Genomic DNA, 22,181 nt, shown 5'->3' with positions numbered 1-22,181 from the left:
GGACGAGCCGCCCGAACCGGAACCCGGCCGCGACATTATTTTTGGTGAGACGCGGCCTGCGCGGGATCGAGGTCCACGCTGAGGAAGTACGGCGTGTAGCTGCGGACGCGCAAACCAGGAAGGCTTGCCGCCAGCAGTTGCAGCGCGCGGTCGGTGTCGTCCAGCGGCAGCACGGCGGAGACGCGCACCTGGCTCAGCGCGGCGGCGTCGAAGCGCATCACGCCGGGGCGATGGCGCGCGAGCGTGTCCAGCACTTCATTCAGCGGCCGGTCATCCGCAAAGAGACGGTGCGTGTGCCAGGCGTCCTCGATGCGGCCGGGTTCCACGGCGATGATCGGCCCGAGGCCGTCTGGCCGCAGCCGCACCGCCTGGCCCGCTTCGATCACCCATTGAGCGGAAGGGCGGCGGGCCGCCTGCACGGCGACGCGGGACTCGATCACGGTGAGGAGCGTGGAGTCGGCCGACCTGTTCACCACGAAACGCGTGCCCACTGCCCGCATGCTGCCGTCGGGGGTCTCGACCACGAAGGGGCGGTGCGGATCCTTCGACACATCGATGAACACTTCCCCGCGCAGCAGTTCGAGCGCACGCCGGCTGGCGTCGTAGCGCAGATTGACGGCACTGCCGCTGTTGAGCGTGATGCGTGTGCCATCGGGCAGGACTTCGGTCTTCCATTGACCGGTGCTGGCGCGCACGTCGGCGAGCAGATAGGAGGGCGGATAGGCCTGCCAGGCCATCCAGCCCGGCACGGCCAGCACGCAGGCCAACGCCAGCGTCGCGCCGAGCCGGCGGCCTCGTCCCGCCCGGGCGTGGCCGAGCGCAGCGGTCACGGCCGCGCGGCCGGCGCCGCCGCCCGTCTGGCGCACGTCTTGCACGTGGCCCAGCAGGCGTTCCATGGCGGTGGCGGCCGCGGCGTGACGCGGGTCGGCCGCTTTCCAGGTCTCGAACAGGCGGGCGGCTTCTTCGCGCTGTGCGGCATCGTCGCCGCTGAGTTGCACGAGCCAGTGCGCGGCTTGCGCGTCGAGCGAGGCGGTCGGGTCGGGATGCAGGGCCATGGAGCGGACGCCGGGCTTCAGGCCAGGCGTTGATGGCAGTGCAGGAGTACCTGCACCAGATACTTCTGCACCATGCGGACCGACACGCCGAGTTGTTCGGCCACCCGCGCATGGGTCTCGCCCTCGAGATAATGCAGCAGGAATGCCGTACGAGCCTTGGGCGCCACACCGGCAAGTACCTGACAGATCTCGTCCAGCGCCTGTACGGCCACCAGCAACTGTTCTGGCGATGGATGATGCGGCAGCTCGGTGGACAAGGCCGCGAGTTCGGCCAGATAGGTGCGCTCGAGGACCTCGCGGCGCGCGCGGTCGATCAGCAGATGGCGCGCGGTGGTGGTGAGCCAGGCGCGCGGTTCGGCCAGGGTCGGCCGCGGCCCGAGCAGCGCATCGCGCGAGACGAGCAGACGTTCGAAGGTGTCGTGCGCCAGGTCGGCCGCGTGGTGCGAACAACCGAGGCGGCGGCGCAGCCAGCCAAACAACCAGGAATGATGATCGCGGTACAGCGCATGAACCTGCTGCTGCACCCCCGAGTCGGTGACCGACATGCCTCTCCGCAGACGTCTTTTAATCTAAATGAGAATGGTTTGCGAATGTAAAGCAAAAGCGCCCGCCGTGCAATGTGCGCCGGCCGACGGGTGGGCAGGGGGCGTCTCCCGTGCGGCACATCCCGCGCGGCCACGGGGGCCACGGCCTGCGATTCCGGGTTAACCCTGTCCGGGTATTTGCTGGGCTAGCCTGGCTTGTCCTGCCCCCGCAATTACTTGTTTGTCAGCGTTCGGTGACGAGGCACATGATGGTGCCGCCCGTGGACGAGCGATCGCGCATCGTCCACCCAGACTCACCGAAGACGGCAGACCATGACAGAACCACACGCAGCATGCAGGGCCGGCGTCGACATCGGCGGCACGTTCACCGATGTCGCGCTCGAGCACGAAGGACGCCTCTACACCGCCAAAGTGCTCACGGACTACGAGAAGCCCGAGCGCGCCATCGTGCGCGGCCTCACGCTCGCCGCCGAAGAGGCCGGGATTGCGCCCGCCACCATCCAATCGGTGGTGCACGGCACGACTCTGGCCACCAACGCACTCATCGAGCGCCGCGGCGCGCGCACCGCCTTCATCACCAGCGAGGGCTTTCGTGACGTCATCGAGATGCGCAACGAAGGCCGCTTCGAGCAATACGATCTGTCGATCCAGTTGCCCGCGCCGCTGATCCCCCGCTGCGACCGCTTTCCGCTGGCCGGCCGTCTCGATGCGAGCGGCAAGGAGCTGGTGCCGCTGGACGAAGCCGGCCTGGACCGCATCATCGAATCGATCCGCGCCGCCGGCTACACCAGCGTGGCGGTCGGCCTGATGCACAGCTACCGCAACGGCGCGCACGAACGTCAGGTGCGCGACCGGCTGCGGCGCGCGCTGCCCGATGTGTCGGTGTCGATCTCGTGCGAGGTGTCGCCGCAGATCCGCGAATTCGAACGCTTCAACACGGTGTGCGCCAACGCCTACGTCAAGCCCTTGATGTCCTCGTACCTCGGCCGCCTGGCCCAGGCGCTCGAGGCCGAGGGCATGCGTTGTCCGCTGTACATGATTCACTCGGGCGGCGGCCTGATGTCGCTCGAAAGCGCGGCCGAGTTTCCGGTGCGGCTGCTGGAGTCCGGTCCCGCGGGGGGCGCCATCTACGCCAGCCACGTGGCCGCGCGCTACGGCATGGAACGCGTGCTGTCGTTCGACATGGGCGGCACCACGGCCAAGATCTGCCTGATCGAAGACCTGCATCCCAAGACGGCGCGCACGTTCGAGGTCGCGCGCACCTATCGTTTCAAGAAGGGCAGCGGGATGCCGATCTCGATCCCGGTGATCGAGATGGTGGAGATCGGTGCAGGCGGCGGCTCGATCGCCCATGTGGATGACCTGAAGCAGGTGCGCGTGGGCCCGGAGAGCGCGGGCTCCGAACCCGGGCCGGCCTGCTATGGCCGCGGTGGCGAGCGCCCCACGGTCACGGATGCCGACCTGGTGCTGGCCAAGCTCGACGCCAAACGCTTTGCCGGGGGCTCCATCACGCTCGACACCGATGCGGCGCAGACGGCCGTGCGCGTGCACGTGGCGGATCCGCTGCAAGGCGAGACCGTGCAGGGCGCCTATGCGGTGGCCGAGATGGTCGACGAGAACATGTCCAACGCGGCGCGGATGCACGCGGTGGAAAGCGGGCGCGACCTGAGCGAGTTCACCATGATCGCCTACGGCGGCGCGGCGCCGCTGCATGCCGCCCGCCTGTGCGAGAAGCTCGGCATGGATAGTCTGGTGGTGCCGCCGGGGGCGGGCGTGGGCTCGGCGATCGGCTTCCTGCGCGCGCCGTTCGGCTACGAATCGCTGCGCAGCGCAGTCATGCGCCTGTCGCGCTTCGATACCGGCGTCGTCAACCGCATGATCGGCGAGATGAACGAAGAGGTGTCGCGTTTCCTGGCCGAGACCGGCCATCGCGGCCAGACGGTGCGCGAGCTGCGCGCCTATATGCGCTATGCGGGCCAGGGCTGGGAGATTCCGGTCGAGGCGCCCGACGGCGAGCTCGACGGCGCGACGCTCGAGCGTCTGCGCGTGAACTTCGTCGAGGCCTACACGCAGCTCTTCGGCCATGAGGTCGCGGGGCTCGACGTGGAGGTCGTCAGCTGGGCGCTGTCCCTGCGCAGCGAGGCCGTCGCACCCGAGCGCGTGCAGGCCAGCGCCGGCGCGGCGAGCGCCACGCGGGCCGAGTGCCCGCCGATCGACAGCCGCCAGGTGTTCGACGCCAAGACCGGCGCGTTCCTCGATTGCGCCATCTACGATCGCGCCAGTCTGCCGCGCGACACCTGCCTCGACGGTCCGCTGATCGTCACCGAGAAAGAAACCTCCACCTACGTCAGCCCGGATTTCGGCCTGGTGCTGCAGGCGGACGGCTGCCTGCTGATTCAACGCCGACAAGGCAAAGGGGCCTGAAATGAGCCAGACCATACGCGTACGCGAACAGATCATGTGGAACCGGCTCATCGCGGTTGTCGAAGAGCAGGCCGTGACGCTGATCCGCACCGCCTTCTGCACCAGCGTGCGGGAAGCGGGCGACCTCTCGGCCGGCGTGTTCGACGCCCAGGGCCGCATGATCGCGCAGGCCGTGACCGGCACCCCTGGACACGTCAATTCGATGGCCGAATCGGTCGGCCACTTCGTGCGGAAGTTCGGGGATCGCCTCGAACCCGGCGACGTGCTCGTCACCAATGACCCGTGGATGGGCACCGGCCACCTGCACGACATCACCATGGTCACGCCGGTGTTCCGCGCCACCGGAGGCAGCGCGCCGCGCCTGATCGCCTACTTCGCGTCGACCGCCCACGTGGTCGACATCGGTGGCCGCGGCTTCGGGCCGGATGCGGGCGAGGTGTACGAGGAGGGCATCTGCATCCCGCTGATGAAGTTCTACAAGGCCGGCGTGCTCAACGAAGACCTGATCGACATCCTGCGCACCAATGTACGTGAACAGGACCAGGTGATCGGCGACTTTCATTCGCTGGTGGCCTGCAACGACACCGGCCGCCGCCGTCTCGAGGCGATGATGGACGAGTTCGGTCTGGCCGATCTGCAGGAGCTCGCCGGCTTCATCTTCGACCACAGCGAACGCGCAACGCGCGAGCGCATCGCGGCGCTCGATGCCGAGCGCGAGTCGTACGAGATGCGGGTGGACGGCTACGAGCAGCCGATCGACCTGCGCGTGAGCGTGCAGGCACGCGAGGGCACGCTGTACGCGGACTTCACGGGGACGTCGGGCCCGAGCCGCTACGGCATCAACGTGCCCCTCACCTACACCAAGGCCTATGCCTGCTACGCGCTGAAGTGCGCCATTGCACCGGATATTCCGAATAACTGGGCGTCGCTGCTGCCGTTCGAGATCAGCGCGCCCGAAGGGTGCATCCTGAACGCACCGCGGCCCGCGCCGGTGGCCGTGCGGCACGTGCTGGGACATCTGATTCCCGACGTGGTGCTGGGCGCGTTGCAACGTTTCCGCCCTGACCTGATCCCGGCGGAAGGCGCGAGCGCGCTGTGGAACCTGCAGATGCGCTTTCAGGGGGCGCGGGACGACAACCGTCAGTCGCGCCACGAGATGCTGATCTTCAACACCGGCGGCACCGGTGCGCGCCCCGCCAGCGATGGCCTGAGCGCCACGGCGTTTCCGAGCGGGGTGCACACCATGTCGGCCGAGGTCACCGAGAGCATCGGGCCCATCGTGGTCTGGCGCAAGGAGCTGCGGCCGGACTCCGGCGGCGCCGGGCGCTGGCGCGGCGGACTGGGCCAGCGTATCGAGATCGGTGCGCACGAGGGCTACGAGTTTTCGCTCAATGCGATGTTCGATCGCGTGGCCTTCCCGGCACGCGGACATCGCGGTGGCGGCAGCGGCGCGGCCGGCAAGGTCGGCATGGACGACGGCACGGTCATGAAGGCCAAGGGCACCCAGCACATCGGGGCAGGCCGCCGACTGGTGCTCGACCTGCCGGGCGGCGGCGGCTACGGCGCGCCGGGCGAGCGCCCCGCCGAGCTGGTGCGGCGCGACGTCGACTATGGCTACCTGTCGGAAGACCAGGCCCGCCGCGACTATCCGCACGCCTTCGATTGATTCGCGGGCGCGGACCCGGGCACGGCGCGGCACCATGCCGCGGCCGTGCCCCGATAACCAGGGGAATAACGATGAGTAGCAACGTAATCAACGCGACCGCGGCGCTGGACCGCCCGGTCGCGGGCGCCGGCACGGGTCAGACCAATGGGGCCGGCACCGCGCAGGCGGGCGGTCCGCCCACGCCGCGCAAGGTCGGCAAGCAGGAGCTGAATCGCGTGGTGCTGGCCTCCGTGGTGGGCAGCTTCGTCGAGTGGTTCGAGTTTTCGGTGTACGGCTATCTGGCCGCGGTGCTGGGGCAGGTGTTCTTTCCGAGCAGCGAGCCGGGCGTCCAGCTCATCGCGTCGCTGGCGGCGTTCGCGGTCGCGTTCTTCGCCCGGCCGTTCGGCGGCTTCATCTTCGGTCCGATCGGCGACCGCTTCGGCCGCAAGCATGTCCTGACCGTCACCATCCTGATGATGGCGGTGGCCACGTTCGCGATCGGCCTCGTGCCGTCGTACCAGACGATCGGCATCGCCGCGCCCATCCTGCTGGTGCTGCTGCGCCTGCTGCAAGGCATCTCGGCGGGCGGCGAGGGGAGCGGCGCCGCGATCTTCGTGGCGGAGTACTGCTCCGACAAGCGCCGCACCGCCGTCACCAGCTGGATCGAGGTCGGCTGCATCAGTGGCTTTGCGTTCGGCGCCACCATTACCACGGTGCTCACCGTGTTCTTCTCGACCGAGCAGATCCTCGAATGGGCCTGGCGCGTGCCGTTCCTGCTGGCCTTGCCGCTGGGCGCGATCGGTCTGTACATCCGCAACCGGCTCGAAGAAACGCCCGCGTTCGAAGCGGTGCGCGAGAATCGCGAGTCGCATCCGAAGTCCAGCTGGAAGCATCTGTTCTCCACGCATCGCGCCGAGCTGCTGCAATCGTGCGGCTTCATCATCGTGACCAACGTCACGCTGTACACGGTCACGACCTACATCCCCACGTATCTGAACAACACGCTCAAGATGCAGGCCAACACGAGCTTTCTGCTCTCGCTCGGGCCTCAGCTCTTCCTGATCGCGATGATTCCGGTGATGGGTATCCTGGCGGATCGCATTTCGCGCAAGACCACGATGCTGCTCGGCAGCGTGGGCATTCTGCTGCTGGCGATTCCCTGCTTCCACCTGCTGGCCGAAGGGACCTATGCGGTGAAGGTGGCGTCGCTGCTGATCCTGAACCTGTGCCTGGCCGCGCTGCTGGGCTGCATCTTCGCGGCGGTGCCGGCGCTGTTCGACACCAAGGTGCGGTTCTCCGGCATGGCCATCAGCTACAACGTGGCGGTCGCGCTGTTTGCCGGTACCGCGCCCATGCTCAATGCCTGGATGATCCAGCGCACGGGCAATTACATGGTGCCGGCCTACTACCTGATGTTTGCCGCGGTGGTGGGGATCGTAGCGCTGCTCTACAGCCGCGATCGCACCGGCGAACCGATGCCGGGCGACGCGCCCAGCCCCGACTGACGCGGCCTGAACACGTCAGCCCTGCCGCAGCAGGGCCGTGCCGTCGGACTCCTCGTCGGGAGCCTGACGGCACGTCGACACAAAGCCGCTCACCGCTTCGGTGCAGACCTCTTCGAGCAGCCAGCGCGTGAACTGGCGCAGCACGGGCGAGTAGGCCTGGTCTGGCCGCACCAGCAGGCTGAAGCGCGGCATCTGTTGCGGTGGCAACTGTTTGAGCAGATCCATGCCGAACGGCGCCACCAGCCGGCCCGACTGCACGCCGCGCACAGCGTCGGCCCACGAGATGAAGCCCACTCCCAGCCCGGCCAGCACGGCCTCCATCATGGCCGCATGGGTGTGCAAGCGCATCACCGGCTGCGCCGGCCGCTCGTGCACGCCCAGCAGGGTAAGCGTGTCTTCCCACAGCGTGTTGGTCACGAGCGACGAGATCACACTGTGCGCCAGCAGATCGCGCGGCTCGTTGACCGGCAGCCGCTGCAGCAGGCTGGGCGTGGCGACCAGCACCTTGAGATCGTCGATCAGCGGCGTTTCGGCAAAGCCCGGCGGTGCCTGGTAATGCCAGTGAATGGCGGCGTCGAGCGATTGCGCATCGAGCTGCACCGGCTCCACGCCCACCGCCATGCGCAGATCGAGGTCGGGCACGGTCGAGGTGAACTGACCGAGCCGCGGCACCAGAAATTCCGTCGCGAAATACGGGCTGACATAGAGCGAAAGCTGGGGCCGCGCCGGCGCCACCTGCACCGCCTGCACGCCATCGGCGAAACGGTCCAGCCCATCGCGCACATGCAGATAGAAGGTCTGGGCGGCGGGCGTGGGCTTGAGGCTGCGCACGTCGCGCTGGAACAGCTGCAGATCGAGATGCGCTTCGAGGTGCTTGAGTTGCTGGCTCACGGCCTGAGGCGTGAGGCAGAGCTCGCCGGCCGCCTGGCGTATGGAGCCGTGGCGCATCACGGCTTCGAAGATGCGCAGGGAGTTCAGGGGAGGAAGTCGATACCGCATGAGTGCCGCGTGCCTTGACCGCACAGGGAGTCGTGCGGGTTTCGATAGTAATCCTTTCCCGGGGCCGTGCCGGGCCGGGCGCGAGGCCGTTGCAGATTGCGACAACTCCGCACCGCGTCGTGCACGGCGGCGGTGCCGGCATGCCCCACGACAGGGACGACGCCACCGGCCCGAGAGCGGCCCGGCGCAGCCGCGGCGCGCGCGGGCCCTTGCTTATCGCGGCGCGATCGCGCCTTCGGGCGCGGGCCCCACGTAGCGCCCGCGTGGGCGGATCACCTGCGCTTCTCCCAGCTGCTCCAGGCTGTGCGCCATCAGGCCCACGCTGCGCGCGGTGGCGAACAGGCCGAAAGCCGCGTCCGCCGGCAGCCGGTGATGGGCCGCCAGGGCGGCGAGCGCCACGTCGATGTTGGGTTGCTGGCCGGTGAGCGCCACCCCTTTTTCGATGAAGCGCGCGATGACCTTGGGGGGCTCGAACAGCGCGAGCAGCGCGGTGGCGCGGGGATCGCCGTCGGGATAGAGGTGATGGCCGAAGCCGGCCAGCGGCAGGCCCGTGGACAAGTGATGCGCGATCACCTGGTCTTCACCTTGCCGCTCCACATCGGCAAACAGCGCCTGCACGCGGCCCGACGCATCGCCGTGCAGCGGCCCCGACAAGGTCGTGAGGCCCGACAGCAGACAGGCCGGCAGCGAAGCACCGGTAGAAGCCGTGATGCGGGCCGCGAAGGCCGAGCTCGTGAGCTCATGGTCGGCCAGCAGCACGAGCGCCGTGCGCAGGCGCTTGCCCACGCTGGCGGGCAGCTTCCAGCCCGCCGCGAAGCGTTGATGCAGGGGCTCGTCGCCGGCTTGCGCGCCGAAGGCGTGCGCAAGCTGTCCGATCAAGGCCTGCGCTTCGGCGTGCAGGACCCGGCGGTGCCGGCCATGGGTGGAATGACCCGTGGCGGTAAGGGCGGCAAGCGCGCCGAAGGCCGCCGCGCGGCCCGGCCTGGCCACGCGCGCGAGGCCCGCGGACGAGAAAGCCACGGGCTGTTCGGCGTCCCACAGCAGGCGGGCCGTTTCTTCGAGGCTGGCCTCGCGGGCCAGCACGATGGCGTCGCGGCCGCGGTAGTACAGGTGCTGCCGATGGAAGGACGACAGCGCCGTGGGAATGCTGGGCTCGGCGCCAAATAGGGTGTTTGCCGCGAGCGTCTCGTGCTTGCGCCCCGCCTGCTTGCGCCGCGCGAGGCCGGCCACGTCTTCGGCGCGGTACAGGCTGCGGCGCGTGTCGGACGGATCGGCCATCACTTCGAGCTTGCCGCGGCTCACATAGGCGTACACGGTTTGCGGTCGCACGCCGAGCTGCTCGCAGGCCTGCGCCATCGTCATCCAGGAACCCATGGTCTTCCCTAGTTTGTATGTTGATTTTATAGATCAAGATTGCCATGGCAATCAACGTATAAATACCATGGAGCCATTCCTGCAGACGGTGGTTTGTGGAAGGACCGCCGGGCAGTCAACGCAACGTGAAGCGCACCGATATGAAGCCACAGGTCCTCCAGCTCAATCCCATTCTCATCCCCGCCATCAACGACGCGCTGGCAGAGCGCTACGAGGTGCACAAGCATTTCGAGATGGCGCAACCCCAGGAATGGCTGCGCGAGCATGGCGCGCGGATCGACGCGGTGATCACGGGCGGGCATACCGGCATCAGCCGCGCCATGCTCGAGCAATTGCCCGCGCTCAAGATCGTTGCCGTCAACGGTGTGGGCACCGACGCCGTGGATCTGGCGTACTGCCGCGAGCGCGGTCTGCCTGTCACCGCCACGCTCGGCGCCCTGACCGAAGACGTGGCCGATCTGGCCGTGGGTCTGCTGATCGCGGCGTGTCGCAATATCGTGGCGGGCGACCGCTTCGTGCGCGAAGGCCAGTGGGAGAAATTTCCTTCGCCCAGCGCCATCCCGCTCGCGCGCCGATTCAGCGGCATGCGCGTCGGCATCGTGGGCATGGGCCGCGTGGGCCGTGCCGTCGCGACCCGCGTCGCGGCGTTCGGCTGCCCGATCCGCTACACCGATCTGCGTGCCATGGACGATGTGCCGTATGGCTTCGTGGGCGATCTGGTGGCGCTCGCGCGCGATTCCGATGCGCTGATCCTGTGCGCGGCGGCCGACAAGGCCGAAGGCATCGTGAACGCCACCGTGCTCGACGCGTTGGGCGCGCAGGGGTATCTCATCAACGTGGCGCGTGGCCGGCTGGTCAACGAGGCCGATCTCGCCGCCGCCATCGAAGCGGGCCGCATCGCGGGCGCGGGCCTGGACGTCTTCGTCGACGAGCCACGCGTGCCGCAGGCGCTGCGCGCATCCGACCGCACGACGCTGCAGGCGCACCGCGCCAGCGCCACCTGGGAGACCCGCCACGCCATGGGCGAAATGGTGCTGGCCGGCATTGCGCAGGCCCTGGCCGGCGAGCGGCCGAGCCAGAGCCTGACGACCTGAGGCGCCCACCGTGAGCGACTTCGTCTTCGCGCCACCCGCGCCCGTCAGCCTGCCCATCGCGGGCAGCGCGCAACGCTTTCCGGTCGCCCGCGTGTTCTGCATCGGGCGCAACTATCGCTGGCAAGCCGGCGAGCCCGCGCCCACGGCCATGCCGGCCTGGTTCATGAAGCCCGCGAGCGCATTGGCCCCCGCCGACGGCACGTTGCCGTATCCGCCCGGCACCACCGACTTCTGCCATGAGATCGAGTTGGTCGTGGCGTTAGGGCAGGGCGGCCGGGATCTGGATCCGGCGCGGGTGCTCGCGCACCACGTCTGGGGCTATGCCGCCGGGCTGGACCTCACGCGGCGCGACCTCCAGCACGCGGCCAAGCGCGCGGGCGGCCCGTGGGAGCCCGCCAAGGCCTTCGATCATTCCGCGCCGTGCTCGGCGGTGGTGCCCGCCGCTGCCTCGGGGCATGCCAGGACGGGCGCCATCTGGCTGACCGTCAACGGCGTCGAACGCCAGCGTGCCGATATCGGCGATCTGCTGTGGTCCGTGCCGCAGCTGGTGGCGATGTTGTCGCGCTCGGTCCGGCTTGCGGCCGGCGATCTGATTTTTACCGGCACGCCCGCGGGCGTGGCGCCACTTGTGCCGGAAGATGTCGTTCGCGCGGGCATCGCCGGCCTGGGCGAGCTGTCGCTCGTGGTCGGCGCCGCGCCGGCTGGCACCGCCTGACCCTCCGCATGGTTTGAATTCGATCCTGACCTCACCGCTTCCTGGAGTCGTATCTTGAACGCAAGCACCACCCCTCGTATTGCCCTCGTGACCGGCGCCGGCAGCGGCGTCGGCCGCGTCACCGCGCTGGCCCTGCTCGACGACGGCTGGACGGTCGTGCTCGCCGGCCGCCGTGCCGAGCCCCTGAACATCCTGCAGGAAGAGGCCGCCGCCCGTGGCCAGACGGCCTGCGCGATACCGACCGACGTGACCGATCCCGCGAGCGTTCAGGCGCTGTTCGATGCCATCGAGTCCCGTTATGGCCGGCTCGACCTGGTGTTCAACAACGCGGGCGTCAATGCGCCCGCCGTGCCGATGGACGAGCTGCCGCTCGAGAAGTGGTTCAGCGTGATCAACACCAACGTGACGGGTGTGTTTCTGTGCGCCCGCGCGGCCTTCGCGCTGATGCGGCGTCAATCCCCGCAGGGTGGCCGGATCATCAACAACGGCTCGATCTCGGCGCACACGCCGCGGCCCTTCACGGCGCCGTACACCGCCAGCAAGCACGCCGTCACGGGCCTCACCAAGGCGCTCGCGCTCGATGGCCGTGCGTTCAACATCGTCGCCAGCCAGGTCGATATCGGCAACGCGCTCACCGAGCTGTCCGAGCGCATGACGCGTGGCGTGTTGCAGGCCAACGGCACCGTCGCGGCCGAACCCATGATGGACGCGAAGCACGTCGCCAGCGCGGTCCGCTACATGGCCAGCCTGCCGCTGGACGCCAATGTATTGACGATGACGGTCATGGCGAGCGGGATGCCGTTCGTGGGCCGCGGCTGACGCGGTCGCAGGGCTGCACGCCGGCCGTGCATCAGGGATTGAAGTGAAGTCGTAGGCAGTACGGCACCGCGCCGAGAGCGACGCGGCGCCGCGATGTGGCAGCGATACACGCCGCCGGCCGCAACCCGCGCCGGCGGACCTCACAACCCGTGGCCCTGGTGGCTGACGGTATCCACAAGAGTCGGCGCAGGAGCCGGCCTCCCCAACGGAGACATGCATGAAACTGAACACGCTTATCCAGACCCTCGCCGTCGCCGCCGCCTGGACCCTCGCGCCCAGCCACGCGTTCGCGCAGGCCGCTTATCCGAATCATCCCGTCAAGATCATCGTGCCCGCGCCGCCGGGCGGTGGCATCGACCTGATCGCACGCGTCGTCGGCGAAAAGCTCACCGCGTCGCTGGGCCAGCCCGTGATCGTGGACAACCGCCCGGGCGCGTCCAACAATCTCGGCACCGAACTGCTCGCCAATGCCAAGCCCGACGGCTACACCATCGGCATCGTGGGCGGCAGCCACAACATCAACAAGTACCTCTTCAAGAATCTGGGCTGGGATCCGCAGAAGAGCTTCGAGCCGATTGTCTACACCCACGAGATCCCGCTGGTCTTTGCCGTCTATCCGAAGATCCCGGCCAAGACGCTGCCCGAGTTCGTCGCGTGGCTGAAGGCCAACCCCGACGAGGCCAAGCTCGCCACCTCCGGTCGCGGCAGCGCCCAGGAAATGGCCGCGGAAATGTTCAAGATGGTGAGCGGCGCGCCGATGCTGCTGGTGCCGTACAAGGGCTCGTCCGCCGCGCATCCCGACCTCTTGGCCGGCCGCACCGCGCTCTACATCGACACCTTGAGCGCCATCCAGGAACAGGTCCGCTCCGGCAACGTCCGCGCGCTCGCCGTCTCCACCTCGCATCGCGCCAAGGCCCTGCCCGATGTGCCCACCGCCGAAGAGCAAGGCTTCAAGGGCTACAACGCCAACACCAACGGCGGCTTCCTCGCCCCGGCCGGCACGCCCAAGGAAATCGTGGCCAAGCTCAATACCGCCATCAACGCCGCCCTCAAACAGCCCGACGTGCGCGCCAAACTCGAAGCCGCCGGCATCGAGGTTCAGGGCGGCACTCCGGACGACTACAAGGCCCTGATCGCGTCAGATCTGCAGAAGTGGGGCAAGGTCGTGAAGGAGGCGGGGATCAAGGCGGATTGAGAGAGCGGGGTTAGTTTCCCATCTCCGGTAAATGCGAGGACGTTCTAATCATTCAAGTCGAGGCCGACCGTCCCTCGCCCCTGTTGTTCAAGAGTTTGCAGGACTGTGAGCGCTGTGAAAGTGTCGAATTGCCATCTCTATCCGACAAAGCAGCTCTGAGAATCCGGAGAAGTCGATTGAGTCGGAGAAGCGCTCTACGACCTCTGTGGCAAAAGTATTCTTTCCATAGAAGTATCTCTGATCGGCATCGTCTCTCGGATCGAAATGACGGTTCTTGACAACGAGTTTTTTCGTAGTCTCGTCGAAGAAATCTTCGATCATTGATTCACTTGCTGGTTCAATGATCGGAGTGGCCACCACATACAGATTGCTTTCCACGTGTATGAACGACTCGCGCGGATCTATCTTGCGGTGTAGCCTTTGCGCAAGAGAGCTGTACAGCGGTCTAGCCCCGGAATCATTGTCGATCAATATAATGACCGGATGCCGTATCTTTAATGCTGGAAACTGGGCCAGGGCGGTTAAGTAGGCGTTGATAAAGTTTGGAAAATCGCCGGTTCCGCCGCTGAGTCCGAGGATTCGACCAGTGGAAGATTCCGCGTACCGATAGAATCGAACGTTTATTTTGAACTGATCGGGTGAGTCATTTGATCCCAGAAGCGGAAAGTCGTTAGGAAGTCCTTTTATTGCATTTCGGAGGTAGATATTGTCTGTTTTGCCCTCGCAAAGAATTATCGCTTGCTCCGCTAGGTAGAAGTCCTTGTAGAGTAAAAATTTTCTGTAGGTCTTTTCTTTCTGTGACAGCTGGTCGAGCTTTAATTTGCTTCGCTGAATGTTGTATTGATCGACGCTATCTATAAAGCTGAGCATGCCATGCAGTTGATTGAGTGTCCCGGGCTCAGCATCGCGCGTACGCCCTGCCCCTGGCGTCGGATTTTCGGGCAGGTTAAAGCTGCCGGTGCTAAACAGGCGATGAACCATCGCTCTTACGCGCTTCCGATAGTCGCTTCGGACGTTTACTTTCTTGTTTGCGATCAGGCCGGTCACCTCCTGCCGAGACGTCTTGTATTGCATTCTCGTCTTCTGCGGGTTCGGGGAGAAGCGAGACGCCTGTAGGACCGCTAGTAGCTCTTCGCCAGCTGCCCACGTGTGATCCGTCGTTCGAGAGGCAATGCGCGGCGGAAAAACTTTTTTATTTGTAGAAAATGTCAGGTCGTCTGCGTAGCGAGTGTAGGTGCAACCATATTTTGCAGCTAAAGCTATCAATCGCCGATCGAGGATGTTGCCCACCAGGTTCGCGATTATGGGTGAGCAGGGACTTCCTTGCGGAAGCGAATTCTCGCGGCATGCTATTTGGGCGATTATTGTAGCTATAGTAGGATGAAGCGCGAATCGAGTGTCTTTGATCAAGAAACCGCGTATTCGGCCGAAATTAATCGCTCCGAAAAAATTGGCGATGTCTATGTTGAATACATAGCGTTTAGCTCGGTGCTGAGCGGCGTTGCTTATTATACTTTTTCCCCGCTGGAATCCATGCGAGGCGCTATCGCTGTATTCGGCAGAAATTTTTAGGTCGTCTAGGCAACGCTGCAAGAGGTCCGCCAGGTTGGACTGAAGGCGTTTTAACTTGTCAGTTGGAGCGCTAATGGTCCGAGTGCCCCCGGTCTTCTTTGGCAGTTCGAACGACCTATATTTTTGCGTGTCACTAGCGACGTATAACAAGTAGGACAAGGTCTTAGGCTGGAAGCTTAAGATCGTTGCCAAGTCGTGTAGCGTCGTTGCACGCTGTAGTGCCTGAATGGGCGTCATAAATTGTAGGGGGGCCTACAGACACTCCTATGCGAATGCTGAGAACATTCCATTTTACTCATGGATTTACTGTGGCAGGCACATGGATAGTAGCAATGCACCTGCCTTTGGTGTCACGTGCCACGAAACGATGGCAAAAAATCTGTCTGTAGGCCCATTACTAGGGTAACAAAACACGTGTCAAAATGCAACTTACTGACTTGATTCGGGACCACTGGGAGTATGAATATCGCTCGCGGGGGTAATCGCTCGCGGGGGTAATTATGGCGCTCTGCCGTGAGCGTTACACCGGACTGTTAAGCCCTAACGCCTATAGACCATTTTTTCAAAGGCAGGGCGTGTAGGGCCCTTGCAACGCTTCTCTGCTTCTGAGTACACTTGTATTCACATCAATACAACATATCAGGAGACAACCCGTGCCCCATCCCCTGCGTCACCTCATATCCGGCTGCGTGATCGCCGCCGCCTTCGCGTTGCCCGCCGCCGCGCAGGAAGCGCCGATCCGGCTCGTCGTCGGCGCGCCGCCGGGCGGCACGACCGACACGGTGGCCCGCAGCATCGGGCAGCACATGGCGAAGGAGCTCAAGCGCACGGTGCTGATCGAAAACCGCCCCGGTGCCGGTGGCAACATCGCCGCCGACTACGTGGCGAAGGCCAAGTCCGACGGCAACACGCTGCTCGTCACGTTCACCAGCTTCTCGATCAACGCCTCGCTCTACCGCAATCTGCCGTTCGATCCGGTCAAGGACTTCAAGCCGATCAGCATGCTCGCCAACGTGCCGAGCGTGCTGGTGACGCGCAAGGATTTCCCTGCGAACGACATGCCGTCGTTCGTGAAGGAAGTGAAGGCGCATCCCGGCAAGTACACGATGGCGATCGGCGCGCTGGGCTCGTCGCTGCATATGGCCGGCGAGCGCATGAAGATGATGGCCGGTCTGGACATCCTGAATGTGCCGTACAAGGGCACGGCGCCCGCCATCACCGATCTGCTGGGTGGTCAGGTCGACATGATGATCGCGAGCTCGCTCAACGCACTGCCGCACATGAAGACCGGTGCGCTCAAGCCGCTGGGCGTCACGAGCCCCAAGGCGCTGGCGCAATTCCCCAACGTGCCGCCCATCGGTGACACGATCAAGGGTTTCGAGTCCAATGCATGGTTCGCGATGTTCGGCCCGGCGGGCCTCTCGCCCGACACGGTGAAGAGCCTGAACGCCGCCGCGCGCAAGGCCGTCGACACGCCCGAGTTCCGCAAGCTGCTCGAAGGCGAAGCCGCCACGGCGGTGAGCAGCACGCCCGAAGAGCTCGACGCCTTCGTGCGCCAAGACATCGCGCGTTACGCTGAAATCGTCAAGTTCACCGGCGCGACCATCGACTGAACGGCGTCGGTCCGCCCTATCCGGAGTACACCCTTGTCCAAGAATCCGCTTCCCCTCTATCACCAGGTCTATCTGTTGCTCAAGCAACGATTGGCGGGCGGCGGATTCGCGGGCGAGGCGCCGATGCCGGGCGAGAACGCGCTGGCGGCGGAATACGGTGTGTCGCGCCTGACGATCCGCCGTTCGCTGGATGCGCTCGAGGCCGATGGCCTCATCGAGCGCCGCCAGGGCCGGGGCACCTTCGCCGCCGACCGCAAGGGCTGGGTCGACGCGCCGCAGGCCGGGGCGGGCATGGACGCACTGATGCAACACCTGTCGAACATGGGCATGCAGACCCAGGTGAAGCTGGTGTCGCTGGCGGTGATGCCGGCGCCCGCGGCGGTGGCCGCCGCGATGGAGCTCGCGCCGGGCGCATCGGTGCAGCATTCGGTGCGGGTGCGCAGCTACGAGGGTGTGCCGTTCTCGCACCTCGAGACCTACGTTCCCGGCGATATCGGCGCGCGTATCCGCAAGGCCGACCTGAACAGCCGGCCGCTGCTTGCGATCTTCCGCGAACTGGGCGTGCGCGTGGCGCGCGCGGAGCAATCGATTTCGGCCGAGCTGGCCGATCCGCAGCTGGCGGCGGCGCTCGAGGTGCCGGTGGGCTCGGCGCTGCTGACGCTGCGGCGCCTGGTGCGCGACGACGCGGGCCGGCCGGTGGAGTGGCTGCTCGCTCGTTACCGCCCCGATCGCTACGAATACCGGATGGACATGCAGGCACACGAGACGCAGGGCGAGCCCAACTGGCTGCCCGCCGGCGTGAGCGCGCCGGGCGCGGTGCCCTTGCCCTCGCGCGCGTCTGCCCGGCCGCGCACGGCGAAGGCCGCGACGCGCACGGCGCGGTCCTGACAAAACAGAGAGAGGCAAACCATGCCTGAATCAACCCTGGCCCAGAAGCTGCTGGCCGCGGCGAGCGGCCGCGACGCGGTGTCAGTGGGCGAGATCATTACCTGCCAGGTCGACCTGGCGATGTTCCATGATTCCAGTGGTCCGCGCCGGCTCAAGCCCATGCTCGAGTCGCTGGGCACGGGCCTGTGGGACCGCGACAAGGTGGTGCTCGTGATGGACCACTATGTGCCCGAGGCGGACGACGAGTCGCGCCGCATCGTGCGCATCGCACGCGATTGGGCGCGCGAGCAGGCGCTGCCGCATGTGTACGACTCCGTCGGCATCTGTCATGTGGTGGTGCCCGAACACGGCCATATCCGGCCCGGCATGTTCTGCGTGGGCGGCGATTCGCATTCGCCCACCGGCGGCGCGTTCGGCGCGTATATGTTCGGCGTGGGCAGCACCGAGATGCTGGGCGTGGTGGTGAGCGGCGAGATCTGGGTGCAGGTGCCGCAGACGCTCGCCATGCAATGGAACGGCCGTCTGGCGCACGGCGTGACGGCCAAGGACATGGCGCTCGCCATGATCGGCCGCTTCGGCATGAACGGCGGCCGCTATCAGGCCGTGGAGTTCTGTGGCGAGGCCGTGCGCGCGCTGTCGATGCAGGAGCGCATGACGCTGTCGAACATGTCGGCCGAACTGGGCTCGCAGGTCGGGCTGATCGCGCCCGACCAGGTCACGCTGGATTATCTGCATGCCGCGGGTGTGCCGGGCGCACTCGAGATCGACGTGGCGCGGTGGCAGACCGACGCCGGTGCGCCGCTCGAGCGTCACGTGTTCGACGCCGGCGCGCTGGCGCCGCAAGTGGCCGCACCGCACAGCCCGGCCAACGCCGCGCCGGTGGGCGACTACCCCGCCACGCCGATCCAGGCCGCCTATATCGGCGCGTGTACCGGTGCCAAGCTCGAAGACCTGCGTGCCGCCGCTGAGGTGCTGCGCGGCCGCCGCGTGGCCGCGGGCGTGAGCCTCATGGTGGCCCCGGCCAGCGCGCGCGATCAGCAGCGGGCGCAGGAAGAGGGCGTGATGGATGTGCTGGTGCAGGCCGGCGCCCAGGTACTGCCGAATTCCTGCGGAGCCTGTTCGGGCTATGGCGGCTCGATCCCCGAGGGCGCCAACGTCATGTCGACCACGGCCCGCAACTTCAAGGGGCGCATGGGCGCCGAGACGGCGCGGGTGTTTCTCGCGTCGCCGTATTCCGTGGCGGCCGCGGCCCTGACCGCCCGCATCACCGATCCGCGCGAGGTGCTGGCATGACGCACGACCCATCACACCGTGCCTGGCGCGTGGGCGACGATGTCGACACCGACCAGTTGGCGCCCGGCGCCTACATGAAATTCGGCATCGACGAGATCGCGCGCCATTGCCTGCAGGGCGTGCGCCCGGAGTTCGCGGCGGGCGTGGCGCCGGGCGACGTGCTGGTCGCGGGCCGCAATTTCGGCATCGGCTCCTCGCGCGAGCAGGCCGCCGCGGCCCTGGTCCATCTGGGCGTGGCGGCGGTGATCGCGCCGAATTTCAATGGTCTGTATTTCCGCAACGCGTTCAATGTGGGCCTGCTGCTCGTGACCTGCGAGCGCGCCACCGAGATCGAAGAGGGCGAGTCCGTCACGCTCGACCTGCCGGGCCGGCGCGTGCTGCGGGCCAATGGCGACGCGCTGCCGTGCGCCGAGGTGCCGGGCTTTCTGCTCGACATGGTGCGTGCCGGCGGCTTGATGAACCTATTGCAGCGCCGGCTCGCCGAAGGCAGCCTGGCGCGCCATCCCTTGAGGGCATGATGACCGTATCGTTGTTGAAGTCCCGGCTCGACGCCGGGCAGAGCGTGCTGGCCCCTGGCGTCTATGACGCGCTGTCCGCGTTGATCGCGGAGCAGGCGGGATTCGAGGCGCTGTATCTGTCGGGCGCATCGATCGCCTACTCGCGTCTGGGCCGCTCCGATGTCGGCCTGACGACCTACTCCGAGGTGGCCGACACCCTGGCGCGCATCACCGAGCGCGTGAGCGTGCCGGTCATCGTGGATGGCGACACGGGCTTTGGCAACGCGCTCAATGTGCAGCGCACCGTGCGCGGCTTCGAGCGTGCAGGCGCGGCGATGATCCAGATCGAGGACCAGGGCTTTCCGAAGCGCTGCGGCCATCTGGCCGGCAAGACGGTCGTGCCGGTGGCCGAGATGTGCGGCAAGCTGCGCGCGGCGCTCGATGCCCGCGACAACACCTTGATCCTGGCGCGCACCGATGCGCTGGCCGTCGAAGGGCTGGATGCCGCCCTCGAACGTGCCGAGCGCTACCTCGAATGCGGTGTCGACGCGATCTTCGTCGAAGCGCTGCGGACCGAAGAACAGCTCGACACCGCCTGCGCACGCTTCGCGCACCGCGTGCCCCTGCTGGCCAACATGGTCGAAGGTGGCCAGACCCCCGTGGAAAGCGCGCAGGCGCTGGCCGAGCGCGGCTTTCGCATCGTGATTTTCCCGGGCGGCACGTCACGCGCCGTGGCGCACATGCTGCAGGGCTACTACGGCAGCCTGCGCCAGCACGGCACCACCAACCCGTGGCGCGACCGCATGCTGGACTTCGACGGCCTCAACGACGTGATCGGCACGCCCGAGCTGCTGGCGGTGGGAAAGAAGTACGAATGAGCAAGGAGCGCTTAAACTCGCGGCAGCGAGCCGGGGGCAGTCGAGCTACCTGACTCGAAATCGGCGTTGAGAGCGCGCTGCGGAGCGCGAGATGGCGGAACACGACTGAGCGATCGCGTCAGTACCGCCCCGTCTCCAGAACATCGTTCAGATAGCCCGACGCCATCGGCGCGTCGCGCAGCATGTGACGCACCCAGGCGTCGCGTTCGTGTGCGATCACCGCGAGTTCCCAGACGCAGGCGAGCGCGGGCGCGGTGACCGGTTCGAACTGCGTGGGCCGGGCCAGCGGCGCCGACAGCATGCGCTGGCACACGATGCCGCCCGAGATCCACCAGTCCACCAGCAGCCACACGGCCTCTTCGCCCACGTGCACGATGGCGTAGCCCAGATCGTGATCGCGTGGGCCGGCCTGCTCGCGCAGCACGTTCAGCGAGGCCGCGCAGGCGGCCGTGGCGACCTCGTCTGCGAGCATCGGCACGGCAGCGTCCGGATCGCGCTGGATGGCGTACGCCTTGAGCGTGCGTGTTTCATCTTTCCACAGGCCCAGCGGGGCGATGCGTCGGGGCAGGTAAGGCTCGGGCGGTTGCAGCGGCATGTCCGTGGGGAGAGCAGGGAATGGGAAAGCCGAATTCTCGCGCGCGCTGCCGGATTCGCCAAACGGCGTGGGGCAGGGCGCCGGTATCGCCAGGAGGGAGCCTTCGGGGGCAGCACTACAGGCGAGGCGCGGCGCCCGAATCCCCCGTTGCGGCGCTTGTACCGGTTTTCGTACTATGTTCGCTACGGCCGCCGACGCGTAGCGCGCGGAGCCGGTCGCCAAGCTGCACAGTCGCGGCGCAAGCAGGCGCGGTGCATCTGCGCGACCCCGGGGCCCAACAGGAGCTGATCATGAACGTTCTCACCTTCAGCGAGGCGCGAGCCAGCTTCAAGCAGACGCTCGACGCGGTGTGCACCGACCACGAACCCACGATCATCACGCGTCAGCGGGGTGATCACGTTGTCCTGCTCTCCCTGGACGACTACAACAGCATGCAGGAGACTCTGCACCTCCTGGGGTCTCCGGCGAACGCCGAGCGCTTGCGCCGCTCGCTCGCCGAGTACAAGTCTGGCAAGACCCTCGAACGAGGTCTGTTGGGCGATGAACCAGCAACGCAAAAAGGCGCGAAACAAGGCCGCCGCAAGCGATGACGTGATGGTGGCCTGGACCTCCCAAGCCTGGGAAGACTACTGCCATTGGTACGCGCACGACGTACAGGTTGTGCGCGCAATCAATACGCTGATCCGCGAGATCTCGCGCGATCCGTTGCGGGGCACTGGCAAACCCGAACCGCTGCGCGGTGACCTGACCGGCTTCTGGTCGCGCCGCATCAACAAAACGGATCGCCTCGTCTACACCGTGCAGGATGGCCGGATCATCGTGCTGCAGTGCTGCTACCACTACCAGGCGCCTTGATCCTCGCACTCGGCCTAATCGTTCTTAAAATAGAACACTGAAGCGAATTTTCACCATCTACCGGGCTTTCGTCCTGTTCTTTAAAGTTCTGTTCATGGCAGCGACGCAACGACGCAGACCTGCAAACGGCGCCCCACTCAACCCCGCGCCCCTCAACCGAACCGGAGAACAGACATGACCAAGCCCTACGCCAAGCTCGACAAGAACAACGCCGCCGTGCTGCTGGTGGATCACCAGGCAGGCCTGCTGTCGCTGGTGCGTGACTTCCAGCCCGACCAATTCAAAAACAACGTGCTGGCGCTGGCCGACCTGGCCAAGTACTTCAACCTGCCCACCATCCTGACCACCAGCTTCGAGCAAGGCCCCAACGGCCCGCTGGTGCAAGAGCTCAAGGACCAGTTCCCCGACGCGCCCTACATCGCCCGCCCCGGCCAGATCAACGCCTGGGACAACGAAGACTTCGTGAAGGCCGTGAAGGCCACCGGCAAGAAGCAGCTGATCATCGCCGGTGTCGTGACCGAAGTGTGCGTGGCCTTCCCGGCGCTGTCGGCCCTGGCCGAAGACTTCGAAGTGTTCGTCGTGACCGATGCCTCGGGCACCTTCAACGAAATCAGCCGCGA

The 22,181-nt window shown here is 66.4% G+C and carries 21 protein-coding genes; 15 read left to right on the top strand and 6 right to left on the bottom strand.

Going from position 1 to position 22,181, the window contains the following annotated elements; genetic code table 11:
• Positions 1 to 35 precede the first annotated feature (35 nt).
• Both CEK29_RS18755 and CEK29_RS18750 read right to left on the bottom strand, forming a co-directional pair.
• A complete protein-coding gene (locus CEK29_RS18755; RefSeq protein ID WP_094858967.1) occupies positions 36 to 1,055 on the bottom strand; it encodes a FecR family protein in 1,020 nt (339 codons plus the stop codon).
• Positions 1,056 to 1,072: 17 nt separating this feature from the next.
• Positions 1,073 to 1,600, bottom strand: coding sequence for a sigma-70 family RNA polymerase sigma factor (locus CEK29_RS18750; protein ID WP_094801561.1), 528 nt, complete (start codon positions 1,598 to 1,600; stop codon positions 1,073 to 1,075).
• 312 nt (positions 1,601 to 1,912) lie between these two features.
• On the opposite strand from CEK29_RS18750, the gene CEK29_RS18745 reads away from it, so the two are divergent.
• The 3 genes from CEK29_RS18745 to CEK29_RS18735 all read left to right on the top strand — a co-directional run bounded on the left by CEK29_RS18745 (position 1,913) and on the right by CEK29_RS18735 (position 7,174).
• Positions 1,913 to 4,024, top strand: coding sequence for a hydantoinase/oxoprolinase family protein (locus CEK29_RS18745; protein WP_094858966.1), 2,112 nt, complete (start codon positions 1,913 to 1,915; stop codon positions 4,022 to 4,024).
• A gap of 1 nt (position 4,025) precedes the next feature.
• Complete coding sequence (locus CEK29_RS18740) at positions 4,026 to 5,690, top strand: hydantoinase B/oxoprolinase family protein (protein WP_094858965.1); 1,665 nt, start codon at positions 4,026 to 4,028, stop codon at positions 5,688 to 5,690.
• Between the two features lie 71 nt (positions 5,691 to 5,761).
• Positions 5,762 to 7,174, top strand: a complete 1,413-nt coding sequence (locus CEK29_RS18735; protein WP_094801567.1) for an MFS transporter — start codon at positions 5,762 to 5,764, stop codon at positions 7,172 to 7,174.
• A 15-nt stretch (positions 7,175 to 7,189) separates the two neighbouring features.
• On the opposite strand, the gene CEK29_RS18730 is transcribed toward CEK29_RS18735, so the two are convergent.
• Together CEK29_RS18730 and CEK29_RS18725 are read right to left on the bottom strand one after the other, a co-directional pair.
• A complete protein-coding gene (locus CEK29_RS18730; protein ID WP_094801569.1) occupies positions 7,190 to 8,173 on the bottom strand; it encodes a LysR substrate-binding domain-containing protein in 984 nt (327 codons plus the stop codon).
• A 213-nt stretch (positions 8,174 to 8,386) separates the two neighbouring features.
• Entirely contained in the window at positions 8,387 to 9,547 is a 1,161-nt protein-coding gene (locus CEK29_RS18725; RefSeq protein WP_094801571.1) for a citrate/2-methylcitrate synthase, read from the bottom strand.
• A gap of 140 nt (positions 9,548 to 9,687) precedes the next feature.
• On the opposite strand from CEK29_RS18725, the gene CEK29_RS18720 reads away from it, so the two are divergent.
• The 4 genes from CEK29_RS18720 to CEK29_RS18705 all read left to right on the top strand — a co-directional run bounded on the left by CEK29_RS18720 (position 9,688) and on the right by CEK29_RS18705 (position 13,370).
• Positions 9,688 to 10,641: a 2-hydroxyacid dehydrogenase gene (locus tag CEK29_RS18720; protein WP_094859071.1), complete on the top strand. Its 954-nt coding sequence runs from the start codon at positions 9,688 to 9,690 to the stop codon at positions 10,639 to 10,641.
• A 10-nt stretch (positions 10,642 to 10,651) separates the two neighbouring features.
• Positions 10,652 to 11,356, top strand: coding sequence for a fumarylacetoacetate hydrolase family protein (locus CEK29_RS18715; RefSeq protein ID WP_094858964.1), 705 nt, complete (start codon positions 10,652 to 10,654; stop codon positions 11,354 to 11,356).
• A gap of 54 nt (positions 11,357 to 11,410) precedes the next feature.
• A complete protein-coding gene (locus CEK29_RS18710) occupies positions 11,411 to 12,175 on the top strand; it encodes an SDR family oxidoreductase (protein WP_094858963.1) in 765 nt (254 codons plus the stop codon).
• Positions 12,176 to 12,392: 217 nt separating this feature from the next.
• Entirely contained in the window at positions 12,393 to 13,370 is a 978-nt protein-coding gene (locus CEK29_RS18705; protein WP_094858962.1) for a Bug family tripartite tricarboxylate transporter substrate binding protein, read from the top strand.
• Between the two features lie 87 nt (positions 13,371 to 13,457).
• Here the strand turns inward: CEK29_RS18705 and CEK29_RS18700 are convergent, their stop codons facing one another.
• A complete protein-coding gene (locus tag CEK29_RS18700) occupies positions 13,458 to 15,179 on the bottom strand; it encodes a retron Ec67 family RNA-directed DNA polymerase/endonuclease (RefSeq protein WP_094858961.1) in 1,722 nt (573 codons plus the stop codon).
• A 416-nt stretch (positions 15,180 to 15,595) separates the two neighbouring features.
• On the opposite strand from CEK29_RS18700, the gene CEK29_RS18695 reads away from it, so the two are divergent.
• The 5 genes from CEK29_RS18695 to CEK29_RS18675 are packed head-to-tail and all read left to right on the top strand — an operon-like array spanning position 15,596 to position 20,111.
• The gene (locus tag CEK29_RS18695) at positions 15,596 to 16,555 is read left to right on the top strand and encodes a tripartite tricarboxylate transporter substrate binding protein (protein WP_255176201.1); all 960 of its coding nucleotides are present in this window, start codon (positions 15,596 to 15,598) and stop codon (positions 16,553 to 16,555) included.
• Positions 16,556 to 16,588: 33 nt separating this feature from the next.
• Positions 16,589 to 17,443: a GntR family transcriptional regulator gene (locus CEK29_RS18690; protein ID WP_094801578.1), complete on the top strand. Its 855-nt coding sequence runs from the start codon at positions 16,589 to 16,591 to the stop codon at positions 17,441 to 17,443.
• Between the two features lie 21 nt (positions 17,444 to 17,464).
• Complete coding sequence (locus CEK29_RS18685; RefSeq protein WP_094858960.1) at positions 17,465 to 18,736, top strand: 3-isopropylmalate dehydratase large subunit; 1,272 nt, start codon at positions 17,465 to 17,467, stop codon at positions 18,734 to 18,736.
• Positions 18,733 to 19,254, top strand: coding sequence for a LeuD/DmdB family oxidoreductase small subunit (locus tag CEK29_RS18680; RefSeq protein WP_094858959.1), 522 nt, complete (start codon positions 18,733 to 18,735; stop codon positions 19,252 to 19,254). Before CEK29_RS18685 ends, CEK29_RS18680 begins: the two co-directional genes overlap by 4 nt.
• Positions 19,254 to 20,111 carry an isocitrate lyase/PEP mutase family protein gene (locus CEK29_RS18675; RefSeq protein WP_094858958.1) on the top strand — a complete coding sequence of 286 codons (858 nt, stop codon included), beginning with the start codon at positions 19,254 to 19,256 and terminating at the stop codon, positions 20,109 to 20,111. Before CEK29_RS18680 ends, CEK29_RS18675 begins: the two co-directional genes overlap by 1 nt.
• Positions 20,112 to 20,229: 118 nt before the next feature.
• Here CEK29_RS18675 and CEK29_RS18670 read toward each other — a convergent pair whose 3' ends face one another.
• Positions 20,230 to 20,706, bottom strand: coding sequence for a hypothetical protein (locus CEK29_RS18670; RefSeq protein ID WP_094801586.1), 477 nt, complete (start codon positions 20,704 to 20,706; stop codon positions 20,230 to 20,232).
• Between the two features lie 290 nt (positions 20,707 to 20,996).
• Between CEK29_RS18670 and CEK29_RS18665 the strand changes: the two genes are divergently transcribed.
• The 3 genes from CEK29_RS18665 to CEK29_RS18655 form a co-directional block, all read left to right on the top strand.
• The gene (locus tag CEK29_RS18665; protein ID WP_094858957.1) at positions 20,997 to 21,296 is read left to right on the top strand and encodes a type II toxin-antitoxin system Phd/YefM family antitoxin; all 300 of its coding nucleotides are present in this window, start codon (positions 20,997 to 20,999) and stop codon (positions 21,294 to 21,296) included.
• Positions 21,247 to 21,561 carry a Txe/YoeB family addiction module toxin gene (locus CEK29_RS18660; RefSeq protein ID WP_255176200.1) on the top strand — a complete coding sequence of 105 codons (315 nt, stop codon included), beginning with the start codon at positions 21,247 to 21,249 and terminating at the stop codon, positions 21,559 to 21,561. The genes CEK29_RS18665 and CEK29_RS18660 overlap by 50 nt, the downstream gene beginning before the upstream one ends.
• A gap of 174 nt (positions 21,562 to 21,735) precedes the next feature.
• Positions 21,736 to 22,181, top strand: a 446-nt coding sequence (locus CEK29_RS18655) for an isochorismatase family protein (protein WP_094858956.1), incomplete at its 3' end; no start/stop codon positions are given.

Source organism: Bordetella genomosp. 5, assembly GCF_002261475.1.
GTDB lineage: Bacteria > Pseudomonadota > Gammaproteobacteria > Burkholderiales > Burkholderiaceae_B > Bordetella.
The sequence above is the reverse complement of the archived record's forward strand: the minus strand, read 5'-3'. Positions and strand labels throughout refer to the sequence as shown.